15 protein-coding genes and 1 other RNA gene are annotated in these 14778 nt (G+C 70.7%); 6 read left to right on the top strand and 10 right to left on the bottom strand.

All coding sequences use genetic code 11. The features are described from left to right. Positions 1-14: 14 nt before the first annotated feature. The 5 genes from ACIBG4_RS06250 to ACIBG4_RS06230 form a co-directional block, all read right to left on the bottom strand. A complete protein-coding gene (locus ACIBG4_RS06250; protein ID WP_397200924.1) occupies positions 15-452 on the bottom strand; it encodes a hypothetical protein in 438 nt (145 codons plus the stop codon). 379 nt (positions 453-831) lie between these two features. After that, positions 832-1767 carry an SDR family NAD(P)-dependent oxidoreductase gene (locus ACIBG4_RS06245; protein WP_397200923.1) on the bottom strand — a complete coding sequence of 312 codons (936 nt, stop codon included), beginning with the start codon at positions 1765-1767 and terminating at the stop codon, positions 832-834. A gap of 96 nt (positions 1768-1863) precedes the next feature. Beyond that, entirely contained in the window at positions 1864-2709 is an 846-nt protein-coding gene (locus ACIBG4_RS06240) for a helix-turn-helix transcriptional regulator (RefSeq protein WP_397200922.1), read from the bottom strand. Positions 2710-2972: 263 nt separating this feature from the next. Beyond that, on the bottom strand, positions 2973-3743 hold the full coding sequence (locus ACIBG4_RS06235; protein ID WP_397201236.1) for a class I SAM-dependent methyltransferase: 771 nt from the start codon (positions 3741-3743) through the stop codon (positions 2973-2975). Between the two features lie 285 nt (positions 3744-4028). After that, positions 4029-4226 (bottom strand): hypothetical protein, encoded by a 198-nt coding sequence (locus tag ACIBG4_RS06230; RefSeq protein WP_397200921.1) that lies wholly within the window; start codon positions 4224-4226, stop codon positions 4029-4031. A 144-nt stretch (positions 4227-4370) separates the two neighbouring features. On the opposite strand from ACIBG4_RS06230, the gene ACIBG4_RS06225 reads away from it, so the two are divergent. Next, positions 4371-4832: a hypothetical protein gene (locus ACIBG4_RS06225; protein WP_397200920.1), complete on the top strand. Its 462-nt coding sequence runs from the start codon at positions 4371-4373 to the stop codon at positions 4830-4832. Between the two features lie 56 nt (positions 4833-4888). Here ACIBG4_RS06225 and ACIBG4_RS06220 read toward each other — a convergent pair whose 3' ends face one another. Beyond that, a complete protein-coding gene (locus tag ACIBG4_RS06220; protein WP_397200919.1) occupies positions 4889-5677 on the bottom strand; it encodes an aminoglycoside phosphotransferase family protein in 789 nt (262 codons plus the stop codon). Positions 5678-5819: 142 nt separating this feature from the next. Here ACIBG4_RS06220 and ACIBG4_RS06215 point away from each other — a divergent pair, with 142 nt between their 5' ends. Beyond that, on the top strand, positions 5820-6305 hold the full coding sequence (locus ACIBG4_RS06215; protein ID WP_397200918.1) for a tyrosine-type recombinase/integrase: 486 nt from the start codon (positions 5820-5822) through the stop codon (positions 6303-6305). Here the strand turns inward: ACIBG4_RS06215 and rnpB are convergent. The 4 genes from rnpB to ACIBG4_RS06195 form a co-directional block, all read right to left on the bottom strand. Continuing rightward, an RNA gene (gene rnpB, locus ACIBG4_RS06210) (RNase P RNA component class A) lies at positions 6302-6695 on the bottom strand. The two genes, ACIBG4_RS06215 and rnpB, sit on opposite strands and share 4 nt — an antisense overlap. Before the next feature lie 11 nt (positions 6696-6706). Then, positions 6707-7978, bottom strand: coding sequence for a bifunctional RNase H/acid phosphatase (locus ACIBG4_RS06205; RefSeq protein ID WP_397200917.1), 1272 nt, complete (start codon positions 7976-7978; stop codon positions 6707-6709). Then, positions 7975-8715 carry a C4-type zinc ribbon domain-containing protein gene (locus ACIBG4_RS06200; protein ID WP_310710902.1) on the bottom strand — a complete coding sequence of 247 codons (741 nt, stop codon included), beginning with the start codon at positions 8713-8715 and terminating at the stop codon, positions 7975-7977. Before ACIBG4_RS06200 ends, ACIBG4_RS06205 begins: the two co-directional genes overlap by 4 nt. Positions 8716-8717: 2 nt before the next feature. Continuing rightward, the gene (locus ACIBG4_RS06195; RefSeq protein ID WP_397201235.1) at positions 8718-9518 is read right to left on the bottom strand and encodes a Nif3-like dinuclear metal center hexameric protein; all 801 of its coding nucleotides are present in this window, start codon (positions 9516-9518) and stop codon (positions 8718-8720) included. 217 nt (positions 9519-9735) lie between these two features. Between ACIBG4_RS06195 and ACIBG4_RS06190 the strand changes: the two genes are divergently transcribed. From ACIBG4_RS06190 to ACIBG4_RS06175, 4 genes are all read left to right on the top strand, one after another. Continuing rightward, a complete protein-coding gene (locus ACIBG4_RS06190) occupies positions 9736-11286 on the top strand; it encodes a flavin-containing monooxygenase (protein ID WP_397200916.1) in 1551 nt (516 codons plus the stop codon). Positions 11287-11346: 60 nt separating this feature from the next. After that, positions 11347-12375 (top strand): dipeptidase, encoded by a 1029-nt coding sequence (locus ACIBG4_RS06185; protein WP_397200915.1) that lies wholly within the window; start codon positions 11347-11349, stop codon positions 12373-12375. Between the two features lie 45 nt (positions 12376-12420). Then, positions 12421-13752, top strand: a complete 1332-nt coding sequence (locus ACIBG4_RS06180) for a TetR family transcriptional regulator (protein ID WP_397200914.1) — start codon at positions 12421-12423, stop codon at positions 13750-13752. Between the two features lie 94 nt (positions 13753-13846). Further along, positions 13847-14680: a GNAT family N-acetyltransferase gene (locus ACIBG4_RS06175; RefSeq protein WP_397200913.1), complete on the top strand. Its 834-nt coding sequence runs from the start codon at positions 13847-13849 to the stop codon at positions 14678-14680. Positions 14681-14778 lie beyond the last annotated feature (98 nt).

Raw genomic sequence — 14778 nt, 5'->3', positions numbered from 1 at the left:
CCCGGGAAACGTCATCAATCATCTATGAACAGTGAGCCGTTCACGACGATGGTGAGTCTCCTCTCGCCACCGCCAGTACTTTTACCCGCGACGGGGACGCTCTGCTCGTAGCTGTTCGTCGTGCTGAATTTGATCTGATCCTGGGCGTTCCAGTAGTCCTGGAAGACCCAGTAGATGGTTCGTGTGCCCCGCTGGATGGTGATGCTCTTGCCCATCTCGCCCTGGTTGCCGACCCAGGGAGCCCTGATGTTGAGCCAATGCTCGCCACCGGCGGCGAGCCCGTACGTTGCGTTCGTCTCTCCTACGTGGACCACCAGCCTCTCCGACAGGTTGTTCACCACATACACGAACTCTGTAACGGTCGCGGCGTTGGCGGGCGGGGCAGCAGTGAGCAGGCCACCGGCGACGAGGACTGCGGTGGCCGCGGCGACTATGCGGGGGGAGACTCTCATGTGCTCTCCTTAGACAGAGTTTGCAAGCTGAGAGTAATCGCATGAACGCATACTGTTAAGACCTGGTCGCCGTCCTTCTCTGTGCTGAGCTTCCTCGAAGGCCGGCCAGGGCCCGGGGCAGGGCTGCCCACCAGGAGGGCGTGCACGATCCGGGGACCTCCCGGCCGGGCTTCGACGCCCGTAAGGTGTGTGCGTCCAATCCCGCCGAAGGGGTTCGGCCGAAGCGCATCGGACGCTTCTTCACCAAGCCTTTCCGCCACCGCCGTAGGCGTGCTGTGCCGCTCACTGAGCGGCCCGTGGCCGCTGGCGCAGGCCGACGCGGTGACAAGGCCCGGCCGAATGCCGGAGGGAACGCCGGCGACGAACGCGATCCGCGCGGTCACTCGGCGCTCGGGACGGTGGCGAGCAGAGCACGCGTCTCGGCGACGACCCGGTCGCTGAACTGAGGGTCGTTCACCTGAACTGAGCCGACCATCGGCTTGCCGTTCTCGTCGTAATAGACGCCGGTGACAGCCGTGGCGTCGGTGAGGACTCGAGTGATCATCCGGGCGGCTCGCTTAGGGGTGCTCCAGTACTTGACGAGGGGGGCGATCGGCGACAGGACGTACCTCGACACGAACACAGCCACGGCGCCCGCGTCCCGTCCGAGGCCGCTGCCAGGACTGAAGCCTGGCTCGACCGCGCTGAAGCGCAGCCGGGGGGTCTCACGTGCGAACGCCAGGACCGTGGCGAGGTTGCCTTGCTTGGAGGTCGCGTAGGCATCCATACCGGGTCGCGACGCCCCGCCCGGTTCCCACTCGCCACGAGCGCTGGCCTCGGCAGAGATGTAGCGACTGCCCCGGAAGCCGGCAACGACGGCGGGCCGGCGCTCGGGGTCCTCGACGGCGGAACATACGAACACCACGTGGGTGCCGTCCGGCAGATGAGGGAGCAGCGCCTCGGTGAACGCGAAGGGGCCGAGGTGGTTGGTGGTGTACGTCAGGTCCCAACCGTGCGAGGTCGTACGGGCCTCGAGCGGCATGATGCCGGCGTTGTTGAGCAAGCCGGCGATCGGCAGGCCGAGGGCGACGATTTCCGAGGCGGCGCGCCGTACGCTCGCGATGTCGGAGAAGTCAGCGACGACCGAGGCTGCCCGGCCGCCCATCGCGGCAATCTCCCGTTCGACCCCGCCGAGCCGCGCCCGGTCTCGGCCGACGAGCACGACGGTGCCGTGATCGGCCATCTCCAAAGCGGTACGCCGGCCGATGCCGGACGTCGGCCCAGTGATGATCCACGCCCGGTCGGGCGACGTGCTGTGCGGGTTCTCTTGAGTCACCCCACAAGTCTTGGGCAGTCGCCTCGGGCCAACCAGTCGTCCGGTTTTCGTAGGACTGCCAGAGCCAGCGTCAGCCGGCCTGGGCCGCCGTCGTATCTACTCGACCATCTGCTGGTTGCCCAGGACGACGGCGAGAGCCAGGCGCTCGGCATCCTCGGTGCCGGGCTCGGCGGTATAGACCATGAGTCTCACGTCATCGGTGGCGACGAAGAGGACATCGCAGTCGAGGTTGATCGGTCCGACCGCGGGGTGGTCGACCAGCTTGCGCTTGGACGGCTCCTGGTCCGGCCCAGGATCATCACGCTCCCAGAGTTCGGCGAAGTGTGGGCTGTGGGCGATGAGCTGCTGAATCAGCGTGCGTAGTTGACGGTCTGCCGGGTACCGTGCGGCCGTACGACGTAGGTCGGCCACCTGTCCCGCCAGGAGCTCCGCCTTCTCCCGCGGCGAGTGAACGACCCGATTCCCGGGACCGACGAAGTTGCGCCAGAGCGCGTTGCGCTCAACTCCGTGCCACGCCGTCGTCAGGCCCATGAGCGCGTCGTAAGGGGCGTTGGCGGCCAGGAGAGTCCAGGTCGCGTCGTAGACGGCCACCGGAGTGTCCGCCAGCCGGTCGAGGAGGCGCTGCACGCTGGCGGTGAGCCGCGCCGGCACGACACCTCGACCAGGGGTTCGATGGCCGGCGAGCTCGAAGAGGAGTGCGCGGTCGGTGTCGGAGAGCCTCAGTGCCTGCGCCAACGCCTCGACCACCTGAGGGGAGGGGGACGTCGCCCGTCCCTGCTCGAGCCGGGTCAGGTAGTCAGTCGAGATGCCGGAGAGCCCGGCCAGTTCCTCTCGCCGCAGGCCGGTTGCGCGGCGCCGGCTGCTCGTCGGCAGCCCTACCACTTCCGGCTCCACCCGGTCACGCCAGCGACGCACCGTCCGACCGAACTCCCAGGACTCCATCGCCCCAGTATGCGATGCATGTAACACCCTGTCCTGGCCCTGAGAGTCCCAGTGACAGATGCCCACACGAATCACGGGACGGTTCAGCCCGGCCGTCGCCGCACTTGACCAGACCACTTGCCTAGCATCACCAGCAGCAGCCGCCGCAGGGCCCGGCCGAACCGACACCGGCGGCCGATCGGTACCGGCTCGTCAAAGTTCCCCCTGAAAAGCTGGGCCCGCTGAAACGCTCAGTCACCACAATTGATCGTTACGAGGCGCCGTCAGTCGGCACCCAGAACGAAGAACAAGAAGCACAGGAACCTCGTGCGGGAGGGCTCGATCTCGCGGAACTCCTCGGGGAACAGTTCGCGGGCTTCCGGCACGAACGGCGGTTCGCTGATGACGCTGATGCGGAAGCCGGCCGCGGTGAAGGCCTCGGTCATCGCGTGCAGCGGCCGGTCCCAGAAGCTCATCCGGGCGGTCTGCCCACCCATGGTCCATTCTTCGATCCGGTTACGGGTTCCGAAATAGCTGGGCTTTTCCCCGGCCCTGTGACGCATGAGGGGGATCACGAAAGGATGGTCGACCGAGACGAGGAGTCGGCCGCCAGGCCTCAGCACGCGTCGCAGCTCGGCCAGTGTCGGTCCCCAGTCTTCCAGGTAGTGCAGCACCAGGGACGCGATGACGTCGTCGAACGCGCCGTCGGGAAAGGGCAGCGGGCCGGCCAGGTCGGCGACCCGCAGATCCGCGTCGGGGCCCAGCCGCCGTCGGGCCAGCTCCAGCATCCCGGCACTCGCGTCGATGCCGGTCACGATGGCGCCTCGATCACGCAGCGCGAAGAACAGGGGACCCGAGCCGCAGCCGGCGTCGAGGATCCGCCGGCCGGTCACGTCCCCGGCGAACTCCAGCATCGCGGGCCGCTCGTAGTACGCGTTCAGGAGGCTCGTCTCGTTCTCGGCCGCGTACCCCTCGGCGATCATGTCGTAGGCGTTGGACGGGGAAGAATGTGCGCTCTCAACGTGATCTTCGGGCGTGGTGGGCATGCGGGCCATTTTGACACGGATGTGGATCACGCGTGCAGACAGTCTGATGCAGCCCTCACCAGCGAAGACGCAGTAGATCAAGCCGGTCGGATCAGACCCGCTCTCTTCTCAACCGCGCGCGGAACTCGCCGGCTCACGTGCATATCCGCCAGATGAAGCGCTCAGTCACAGCCGGACTGAACCAGGGAATAGTCATCCGCCACTTTCCTCGAAAAGATGCCAGGTAGCGAGAAAAGGCTCGATCGCCCTCTCGTCGCGGAGTGCCTGCACCATGACGGCAGGCAGCGCGGCGGCCTACTCGACGTTGTCCTTGGTGATCACGTCTGTCGTAGGTGGTCCGGCAGCGGACCAGGAGATCGCGACCCGAGTGTGCTGCTTGGTGATGACCGCACTCTTGGGGGGCACCTCGACAGGGTGGTCGATCGGCCAGACCGAGAACCGCGGGCCGGGTCCGCCGCGGAAGTCACGGTCCCAGACCTGTACCTGCTCCACGATTGAGCCCGGCCCTGCGCACTGAGTACTGGCAGCCGAGAGTCGGAGGCATCCCGCGCCCTCAGCATCGCGATTGGCAAACGAGCTAGACGAGGTTTGGCAATCCAGCTAGACAAGCGACGGATTGGGATCTATGAACTGACCATGCATCCACACCTAGAAGCGATCTTCGATCAGCCCGACCTCATCCCGCCCGGCAATTGGCCTCGCGACGAGGCCACCATCATCAGCGCCACCGCCACCCGCACCGGCAAGCAGTGGACCGCCGCCGCCAAGCTCCCAGACGGGCGCCCAGTCAAGGCCCAGGGCGCTACCTGGGTCGAAGTCAAGAAGAATGTCGCTCAGCTCATCTTCGACTGCCTCCAGGCAGAACCGGGTGCACTCGGTGTCCACCTTGCACCCGCCGACTCGGAGGCCGCGGCTGCCCTGGATGCCGTGGTGAGCGCACGCATCGCGCGGGCCAACGCCGAGCAGGCCGAGCGGGACGCCGTCCGCCACGCTGCCCACCTACTCATCAGCCAGGGGTGGACCACCCGCGACGCAGGTAGCGCGCTGCGCCTGTCTCACCAGCGCATATCTCAGATCACCTCTTCCGCCACCGAGTAGGCCGTGATCCGGTCGAGCTCGTTGAGCTTCATGACACGCTCGACCCGGTCCAGGGGTCATCCTCCTCCAGGGCCGAGCTGGCGGTCGAAAACAGCCCGTTGCTCGTTGAGGTAGGCGGCATCCGCCAGGTACTGGAGGTGGTGCCCGTCGGCCAGGTGGCTTGCGAAGGCCGCGTTGCCGGCGGCGGCTTGGGCGTACATGAAGTCCACCAGGGCGTGCAGGCGGGCGATGATGGTGTCGACCAGGCTGGTGAGGTCGGCAGCGTCGAGTCCGTAGCGATCGCAGAACAGGCGCGCGCGGCGGGCTTGTTCTTCTGCCGTGCCGAAGCCGGCGGCGTTGGTGGGTGCGGTGGTGGTGGCCCAGCGGTAGACGGCGTAGGCAACGTCCCAGAGTCGAGGGCCGGGATGCGCGGTGTCGAAGTCGATGATCCCGACCACCCTGTCACCGTCGAGGACGCAGTTGTGCGGAGCGTAGTCGCCGTGGCAGATCACCTCGACGGGCACGCGAGCGGGCAGCATCCAGCCGCCGACCACGTCACGGGCATAGTCCATGGTGGCGTCATGGTAGGAGCGCAGCAGCTCGGCGGCGCTCTCCAGCGCTTCCATGGAGGCGGCCGCAGGGGTGGCCGGGTAATTGCTGACCTCACCCGGCAGGAAGTCCAGGATCTCGAAGCCATCATCGGTCACTCCATGGACCGCAGGCGACGCGGTGAAGCCCTGCGCTCGCAGGTGCCGTAGGAGTCCGTGGACCACAGGTGACCACGGCCCAGTCGGACGTTGCACGGTCGAGCCGATTCTCACCACCTCGTTGACGCCGCCGCCAGCCAGAATCTCCGGATCAAGCATCTGTCGCCCTGCCCTGCATTCTCGCTCTTCGCGTGTACGGAAGAGTCGCCCAGCGCCTACTTGGCGGATGTGCCCTCTGGAGGCATCCAAGCAGGAACCAGCAGCGCTACCTGTCAGGTCATCAATCACGCAGCGTTGCCCGTTGCGCTCGGCCAGAACGGGACGGCCCCGCGCGCACGCGTGTAGTGCCTCTCAAAAGCCCTGGAACCCGGCCGGAGCTCTTGTCACCGCTAGGTCCGTCATCGTCGTTTCCGTCGGCCTGACTCTGCCGTCGCGCCTTCATCCTGGCCACCGCAAGATCCCCCGGCGCTCGTCATTCGGGGATTGCTGGCGCGAGGCCGTCGAGAAGGCGGGGCTCCCCAAGGGAACGCGGTTCCACGACCTCCGCCACTACTACGCCTCGACCCTGATCGCGGCGAACCTCAACCCGAAGAGCATTCAGCGGCGTCTCGGTCACGCGACCATCAGCGAGACGTTCGACGCGTACGGGCACCTGTTCCCCGACGACGAGGCCCTCGGGCGTGGCGCGATCGACGCTGAGATCGAGAAAGACCTGGCGGAACAGAGCCGGGACAAGAAGCAAGAAGGAAGTATGTACCCTCACCCCTGCTCAGAGGGGTGGAAGTGACGAGCCGGCCTGTAGGCCGGGTTTTGTCCTTCGTTGCCGAAGGGGCGACCATCCATCTAGGGCCGTCGTTGCCGGCGGCCTCAAGCGGTCTACCCGCGCGGCTCGGGCGGGCAGCCCTCGAACGTCGCGCGCGGGACGCTCCGGAGAGCGTCCCTTCTTGACCTTGCTCCGGGTGGGGTTTACCGAGCCGCCCACGTCACCGTGGGCGCTGGTGGTCTCTTACACCACCGTTTCACCCTTACCTCCCGCGGACGGGAGGCGGTCTGTTCTCTGTGGCACTGTCCCGCGGGTCACCCCGGGTCGGTGTTACCGACCACCCTGCCCTGTGGAGCCCGGACCTTCCTCGGCGAGCCCCGTGAAGGGGCCCGACGCGGTCGCCCGGCCGGCTCGTCTCCGTGAGACTATCGCAGGTGGGCGGTGTCGTTGAACGACTTCACCACGCAGCGGCCGTCGGCGTAGTGCTCGACCAGCGACAGGCAGGCCACGTCGAGGTGCATCCGGTACAGCGCCTCCGGCGGGGCCATCAGGGCCAGCCTCAGGAGCGTCTTGATGGGCGTCACGTGCGAGACGACCAGCACCGTACGGCCCTCGTAGCGTTCGAGCAGCCGGTCCGAGGCCCGCTGGACGCGCTCGGCCACCTGGGTGAAGCTCTCGCCGCCGGGCGGGGCCGTGCCGGGGTCGGCCAGCCAGCGGGTCAGCTCCTCCGGCCACCGCCGCTGCACCTCGGTGAACGTGTGACCCTCCCACGCCCCGAAGTCCGTCTCCCTGAGGTCGTCGTCCACCTCGACGGGCAGGCCGGTCCGCTCGGCCACCGCCTGCGCGGTGCGCCGGGCGCGCGCTAGCGGGGAGCTGACGATGACGTCCAGCTTGTACGGCGGCCGGGACAGCCGCTCGGCCGCCGCCCCGGCCTGGGCGAGGCCGTGCTCGGTCAGCTCGGCGTCGCCGAGGCCGGAGAACCGGCGCTCGACCGAGAGCGGCGTCTCGCCGTGCCGCAGGAGCAGCAGGGAGGTGGCCACGCGGGTGGGCGGGCCCCAGCCGGTGCCCTGGGACCGCACGCCGCCCTGCCGCTCCTGCGCGGCGGCGACGGAGGCCGTGGGCGCCGAGAGGTCGTCGGAGGCGGCCCCGGCGGAACGGCCGGGGGAGGTGGTGGGCTGGTCGAGCAGGTCCGTCTGGTCGCCCTGCCTCGGGCCGGCGGCTCCGGGGCGCGGCGCCGCTGCGGTCTCGGTGCCGGCGGAGGCCGAGCGTCTCCAGGGCAGGCCCTTGGCGGCGGCGTCCATGGCCTCGTTGGCCAAGCGGTCGGCGTGGGTGTTGCGGGCGCGGGGGATCCACGTCCACTCCGTCACGCGCAGCCGCCGCGCCAGCTCGGCCGCCTCGACGGCGAGCGGGCGCAGCCCCTCGTTCTTGATCTTCCAGCGGCCGGCCATCTGCTCGACGACCAGCTTGGAATCCATCCGCACCGCGACGGCCGCGCCCTCACCGGCCACGCCGAGGACGGCGCGCAGGCCGGCGATCAAGCCGCGGTACTCGGCGACGTTGTTGGTCGTGACCCCGATGGCCTCGGCCGTCTCCGCCACTACCTGACCGTCGGAGGCGTCGCGGACCACGGCACCGTAACCGGCCGGCCCGGGGTTGCCGCGCGAGCCCCCGTCGGCCTCGATGACGTACGACGTCACAGGCCCGACTCTGCGGTCCGGACGAGGATGCGGCGGCACTCGTCGCAGCGCACCACGTCGTCGTGGGGGGCGGCCTTGATGCGGTTCATCTCGGCGATGGACAGGGCCACCTTGCAGCCCTGGCAACGGCCGCCGCGCAGCATGGCGGCGCCCACGCCGTACTGCTGCCTGAGCTTCTCGTACAGGGCGAGCAGGTCGGCGGGGATGTCGCCGGCGACGGCGGCGCGGCGGCCCTGGGCCTCCCCCGCCTCCTTGTCGATCTCGACGAGCGCGGCGTCGCGGCGGTCCTCGGCGGCGGCACGGGCGGCGGCCAGCTCGTCGGCCTTGGCGCGCAGGTCGGTGACCTTGCTGTCGGCGGCCTCGCGCCGCTCCATGATCTCCAGGACGACCTCCTCGAGGTCGCCCTGCCGCCGGTGCAGGGAGGCGATCTCGGACTGGAGACTGGCGAGGTCCTTCGGCGAGGTCACGGCGCCGGAGTCGAGCCGCTTCTGGTCGCGCTCGGCGCGAGCGCGGACGGTGTCGACGTCGCCCTCGGCCTTGGTCTGGTCGCGGGCGAGGTCGCCGGCCTCGGTCTCGGCCTCGATCACCTCGGTGGCGAGCTTGGCGTAGCGCTTGGACTGCTCGTCGATCTCGGCCAGCTCGGGCAGCGTACGGCGACGGTGGGCGAGCCGGTCGACGACGGCGTCCAGCTCTGCCAGGTCGAGGAGTCGCTTCTGGGCGTCAGGGGCTGCTTTCATGATCAATATCCTTTTGTCCAAGCATCGGTGACCGCGGCGGAGACGCGCGTCTCAACGGTAACGCCACCGCCGCGCAGGATGGACGCCGCGCCGTCCAGCCAGGGCCACTCGGTGGCCCAGTGGGCGGCGTCGATCAGCGCGGGGCCGCCCGCTTCGGCGAACTCGCTGGCCGGATGGTGCCGCAGGTCGGCGGTCAGGAAGGCGTCGACGCCCGCCGCGCGGGCCGTCTCCAGCAGCGAGTCGCCCGCTCCCCCGCTGACGGCGACGCGGGCCACGCGGCGCGACGGGTCGCCGGCGACACGGATGCCCCACGACGTCTTCGGCAGGCCGCCGGCCACCGCGACCGCGAACTCCTCCAGCGTCACCGGCTCCGGCAGCTCGCCGACGCGTCCCAGGCCGCGCCACGGGTCGTCCGGGAACGGCCGCAGCGGCACCAGGTCGCCCACCAGGCCGACGGCGCGGGCCAGCGCGTCGGAGACGCCGGGGTTGGCGACGTCGGCGTTGGTGTGGGCGGTGTAGAGGGCGATGTCGCGCTTGATCAGGGTGTGGAGGAGGCGGCCCTTGGGCGTGTTCGCGGCGACGGTGGTGGTGCCGCGCAGGTAGAGCGGGTGGTGGACGACGATCAGATCGGCGCCCCACTCGACGGCCTCGTCCACCACGGACGTCACCGGGTCCACCGCGAACAGCACCCGCCGCACCGGCTGGGCGGGGTCTCCGCAGACCAGGCCCACCGCGTCCCACGACTCGGCCCGGGCGGGCGGGTAGGCCGCCTCGAGCACCTCGATCACCTCTGCCAGCGTCACTGCAGCCACCTGGGCAGACTATCGGGAACGGCGGGGCGGACCGTCCCCGACGGCGGCCGCCCGCCGGCCCGTCCCGACGGATGTCGTGGCCCGACCGCGGGCCCGCCGGGCGACGTCGCAGTCCTGGCAGCAGGCGCCGCCGTGGTCGTCGAGGGCTGTCGTACGGGACGGGCCGGGCGTAGCGTGAGCTGGTTCCCCATCCTTCGAGGAGGCGTGGATGGCACCCAGGATCGCGATCATCGGAGCGGGGTTCGGCGGGCTGTGCATGGCCATCCGGCTGGAACGGGCCGGCATCACGACGTACACGGTGTTCGAGAAGGCGGGCGACCTCGGGGGGACGTGGCGGGACAACACCTATCCGGGCGCGGGCTGCGACATCCCGTCGCACCTGTACTCGTACTCGTTCGAGAGGTACGCGAGCTGGACGCGGCGCTACGCGGAGCAGCCCGAGATTCTGGGCTACCTACATCGTTGCGCCAATAAATACGGCGTCAGGCGGAAAATCCGGTTCAATACCGAGGTCGTGAGCGCCGACTTCGACGGCTCCCGATGGCAGGTCACCACCGCGCCGGCTTCCCCCGCGCAGCCCATGGAGGCGCATCCGGCCGCGGCACCTGCCTCCGCGGCACCGGACGCCGCAGCACCCGCCTCCGCAGCGCCGGTCTCCGCAGCGCAGGGCTCCGTGGAGGCGTTCGATGTGGTGGTGGCGGCCGTGGGGCAGCTCAACCGCCCCCATCTCCCCGACATACCCGGAATTTCCGACTTCGCGGGTACGTCCTTTCACTCCGCCCGCTGGGACCACGCCCACGACCTGACGGGCAGGCGGGTGGCCGTGATCGGCAACGGCTCGTCCGCCGCCCAGCTCATCCCCCTCGTCGCCCGGGCCGCCGGACGGCTGGAGGTCTTCCAGCGCACCCCGAACTGGGTGATCCCCAAGCCCGACGCCGCGTTCGGCCCCTGGGCCAGGCTCGCCCTGCGGTACGTGCCGGGTGCGCAGCGGGCGTACCGGGAGTGGATCCACCGGTACGCCGAGGCGACCTTGTACCCGGCCCTCGCCCGGGGCTGGAGCGCCGACCTGCTGCGCAAGCGCGCCCTCGGGCACCTGCATCGCCAGGTGCCGGACCCGGCCCTGCGCGCCAGGCTCACCCCGGGCTACCCGCCGGGCTGCAAGCGCGTCCTGATCGACAGCGCCTTCTATCCCGCCCTGACCAGGCCGAACGTGGACGTGGTCACCGAGAAGATCATCCGTATCACGCCGGAGGGTGTCGAGACGGCCGAGGGGCTCCATCCGGCCGACACGATCGTCTACGCCACCGGGTTCCGGAGCACCGAGTTCCTCGCGCCGATGAGGGTCACCGGCCGCGACGGCGCGAACCTCGCGGAGCGGTGGGGCGCCGGCGCGGAGGCGTACCTCGGGATCTCGATGCCCGGCTTCCCGAGCCTGTTCCTGCTGTACGGGCCCAACACCAACCTGGGCCACAACTCGATCGTCTTCATGCTGGAATGCCAGGTGAACCACGTCATGGCCTGCCTGCCGCACCTGTCCGCGCACGGGCCGATGGAGGTGCGGCCGGAGGCGATGGCGGCCTGGAGGCGGCGGCTCGGCGACGCGATGGAGCGGATGGTGTGGCAGGACGGCTGCCGCAGCTGGTACAAGACGGCCGACGGCCGGGTCACCAACAACTGGCCCGGCACCACCACCCTCTACCGCAGACTGACGTCCCGCCCGCCGCGCCGCGCGTACCGGCACGTGCGCCCCGCCCCCTGACCCACCTGGTGCGGACGCACCCCGCGGACTCGGTGGGATGTGGGCGGTAGCGTCCGGTGCATGACCTCATCCCTCCATCGCCGTTCCGTCGTGGCGGACGCCCACAACGACCTCCTCATGGCCGTCTCGGCCCGCCCGCCCGAGCGGTGGGCCGCCTTCTTCCGCGAGCAGTGGCTGCCGCAGCTGCGGGAGGGCGGGGTCCGGCTCCAGGTGCTGCCGGTGTTCGTGGACGACCAGTACCGCCCCGAGGGGGCGCTGCGGCAGACGCTGCGCATGATCGAGTGCGCGCACGTGATCGCCGAGGGCAACCCCGAGGAGGTACGGCTCTGCCTCAGGGCCGCCGACGTGGAGGAGGCCCTGGAGTCGGGCCGGATCGCGCTGGTCCTGGCGCTGGAGAGCATGCCGGGACTGGACGCGAGCGTGGAGCTGATCTCGACCGCGTACCGGCTCGGCGTCCGGATCGCCTCGATCGCGCACTTCGGCCGCACGCCGCTGGCCGACGGCAGCGGCGAGGACGCGACCGGCAGCGGCCTGACCACGCACGGCGTCGCCGCGCTGAGGGAGATGGAACGGCTCGGCATGGTGTTCGACGTGTCGCACCTGGGCGCGCCGGGAGTGGCCCACGTCCTGGAACTGGCCACCGAGCCGGTCATGGCCACGCACTCGGCGGCCCGCGCGCTGCGCGACCACCACCGCAACCTCACCGACGACCAGATCCGCGGCGTGGCCGCCACCGGCGGCGTCATCTGCGTGAACTTCTTCGCCCCCTTCCTCACGGAGGACGCCCGGGCGGCGACGCTCGACCACGTGCTCGACCACATCGAACACGTGGTGGCCGTGGCCGGCGTCGACCACGTCGGCCTCGGCCCCGACTTCATCCGCGAGGTCATGGAGGACCTGACCCCGCCCTGCTGCGAGGACCTGGACCCGCGAGGCGTGGACGGGAAGGCGGCCGTCCCGGGTCTGGAGGGACCCCGGGGGCTGCCTCTGGTGACCGAGGGGCTGCTCCGGCGCGGCCTGCCGGAGAAGGACGTCAGCAAGATCATCGGGGAGAACCTGCGCCGGTTCCTCGGGGAGCGGCTGGCCTGATCGGGGGCCTGATCCGGGCGATGGCCAGGGCGATATCGTGAGCGGATGGGGAGGATCACGAGGGCGGAGTCGCAGGAGCGCAACCGGGCGCGTGTCCTGGCCGCGGCGCGTGAGGAGTTCGCCGGGCGGGGCTTCCGCGACGTCAAGATCGACGACATAGCGGAGCGGGCGGGACTCACGCGGGGCGCGGTCTACTCGAACTTCCCCGGCAAACGGGCCCTGTTCTTCTCCGTCCTCGCCGACGCCTACCGACCGGACCGACCGGACGGGCCGGACGGGCCGCACGGGCCGCACGGGCCCGACGGGCCGCTCTTGGGGGCCGCGCGTTCCGGGCGCCCGTCCGCGGCCGGAGCGGGCGGGGACGTGGCCGCGGTGCTCGGAGCGGTCGCGCGGGCATGGCTGGACGACCCCGTGCCGGGGAGCGCGACGGCCGTGTGGCGGGAGCTGGTGCCGCAGGTGCAGGCCGACGAGGCGAGCCGGTCGGCGTTCGCGCAGCTCATGTCCCTGTACGCGACGCTGCTCGGGCTGGCCATGGAGCGGCTCGACGCGCGGCCCGGTCGGCGGCTGGTGCGGGTGGCGGCGGCGGCGCTGACCATGCTCCAGGGAGCGTCCCAGCGTGCCGCCCTCGCCTCCGGCCATGCCGACGGTCGCAGCACCGGTCACGAGCACGATCTCGGACGCGATCAGGGGCACGACCTCGGACGCGATCAGGAGCGCGATCACGGGCGCGATCACGGGCGCGTTCTCGGACAGGGTCACGGGTGGGCGGAGCCGGGAGAGGCGCGGGAGGATCTCGTGCGGGCGTGCGAGCGGCTCGCCGGGCTTGATCCCGGCCCCGCCCCGCTGCCGCCCGTCCTGGCGCTGGAGCCGTACGCTCCGGACGGCCCATGGGGGCCCCCGGCGGCCACGGACGCGCTGCTGGGGACGCCCGTCGATCTGGGGGGCGACGGGCTGCTGCTGTTCCTCGGGTTGCGCCGGCTCTCCGCGCTGGAGGAGGCCGTACGGGCCGCGCCCGCCGGACTGCCGGTCACCCTGGTCGTGGTGACGGGCGACCCGGGTGAGCTGGGGCCGCTGGCACGGTTCGCGCTGGCCCGCGTGGGTGCGCACCTGCGGGCGGCCCTGCCTCCGGGCGCGTGGCCGGGCGTGCGGGTCGTGTGCGACGAGAGCGGGCGCGTCACCGCGGCGGCCGGGACGGCGTCCGTGCGCGACGAGACGGAGAGCGCCGTACGGGTCTCGGCGGGGCGGCTGGCACGGCGGGCCGACGGCCGGGGAGCCGGGTACGCCCTGGCCTCCGAAGCCGCCGGTGACGCCGAGAGCCGGGGCACGGCGGGCAGGAGCGCGGACCCCGGCACAGGAGCATGGGGGCCCGCGGCATGAGGAACAGGGGCATGAGGCACAGCGGCGTCAGGCACCAGGGCATCAGGCAGAGCGGCATCAGGCACAGGGGCATGACGGGAAAGGGCGTGCGTTGATGGGTGAGCAGCGGGCGGCGGCCGGGGGCGACGCCGCCGGACGGGACGCGAAGGAGGCCGCGGCCCGGGTCGGGGTGGTGGTCCGGGAGCTGCACGCGATCGGCGACTTCCAGCAGGTCTACCGGCTCTTCGACGACATCTGGCACTTCAGTCCGGGCGATCCTCCCGTCACCCTCGAACTGATGATCACGTTCGCGCACGCGGGCGGCTACGTGGCCGCCGCCTACCAGGACGACGTCATGCTGGGCGCGTCGGTCGGGTTCCGGGCCGCGGAGCGCACGCTGCACTCGCACGTGACCGGCGCGCGGGCCGGCCGCGGCATCGGGTACGCGCTCAAGCTGCACCAGCGCGCCTGGTGCCGGGAGCACGGACTGGACCGGATCAGCTGGACCTTCGATCCGCTGGTGCGGCGCAACGCCCGTTTCAACCTGGCCAAGCTCGGCGCCCGGCCGGAGTCGTACGTGGAGAGCTTCTACGGCACGATGACCGACGCGATCAACCAGGGCGACGAGTCCGACCGGCTGGTCACGGTCTGGGACCTGACCGGGCCGCCCGCCGACACGCCGCCCCCGCCGTACACCGTGGGGCTGGATGTGGAGGACGAGCGGCCGGTGAGGGGGCGTACGGACGGGCCGGTGGTGCTGGTGGCGACGCCGCACGACATCGAGACGCTGCGGCGGCGGGACCCGGGCGCGGCCAAGGCGTGGCGGCTGGCCGTGCGTGACGTGCTGGGCGGTCTGATGCGGGAGGGCGGCCGGGTGGTGGGGTTCACGGACGCCGGCGCGTACGTGGTGGCGACACGCGGCGCGGGCGGATCTGCTCTCGGAGCTTGACCGCGGATGTTGTGCAAATGTGAATATGTCAGTGAAAACCAGGAAATAAACGGGTTTCCGCTGGTTTGAGCTCCCTCCGGGAGTCGAACAAGGAGATC

Origin of the sequence: Nonomuraea sp. NPDC050383, assembly GCF_044459125.1 — a bacterium.
Lineage (GTDB): Bacteria > Actinomycetota > Actinomycetes > Streptosporangiales > Streptosporangiaceae > Nonomuraea.
This window is presented reverse-complemented; position numbering and strand designations above follow the sequence as displayed.

Excerpts from the sequence above, each read along its gene's own strand:
- ACIBG4_RS06225 (WP_397200920.1), top strand. The coding sequence starts at position 4,371 with ATGCATCCACACCTAGAAGCGATCTTCGATCAGCCCGACCTCATCCCG.
- ACIBG4_RS06185 (WP_397200915.1), top strand. The coding sequence starts at position 11,347 with ATGACCTCATCCCTCCATCGCCGTTCCGTCGTGGCGGACGCCCACAAC.
- ACIBG4_RS06220 (WP_397200919.1), bottom strand. The coding sequence starts at position 5,677 with ATGCTTGATCCGGAGATTCTGGCTGGCGGCGGCGTCAACGAGGTGGTG.
- ACIBG4_RS06190 (WP_397200916.1), top strand. The coding sequence starts at position 9,736 with ATGGCACCCAGGATCGCGATCATCGGAGCGGGGTTCGGCGGGCTGTGC.
- ACIBG4_RS06240 (WP_397200922.1), bottom strand. The coding sequence starts at position 2,709 with ATGGAGTCCTGGGAGTTCGGTCGGACGGTGCGTCGCTGGCGTGACCGG.
- ACIBG4_RS06250 (WP_397200924.1), bottom strand. The coding sequence starts at position 452 with ATGAGAGTCTCCCCCCGCATAGTCGCCGCGGCCACCGCAGTCCTCGTC.
- ACIBG4_RS06200 (WP_310710902.1), bottom strand. The coding sequence starts at position 8,715 with ATGAAAGCAGCCCCTGACGCCCAGAAGCGACTCCTCGACCTGGCAGAG.
- ACIBG4_RS06180 (WP_397200914.1), top strand. The coding sequence starts at position 12,421 with ATGGGGAGGATCACGAGGGCGGAGTCGCAGGAGCGCAACCGGGCGCGT.
- ACIBG4_RS06175 (WP_397200913.1), top strand. The coding sequence starts at position 13,847 with ATGGGTGAGCAGCGGGCGGCGGCCGGGGGCGACGCCGCCGGACGGGAC.
- ACIBG4_RS06235 (WP_397201236.1), bottom strand. The coding sequence starts at position 3,743 with ATGGCCCGCATGCCCACCACGCCCGAAGATCACGTTGAGAGCGCACAT.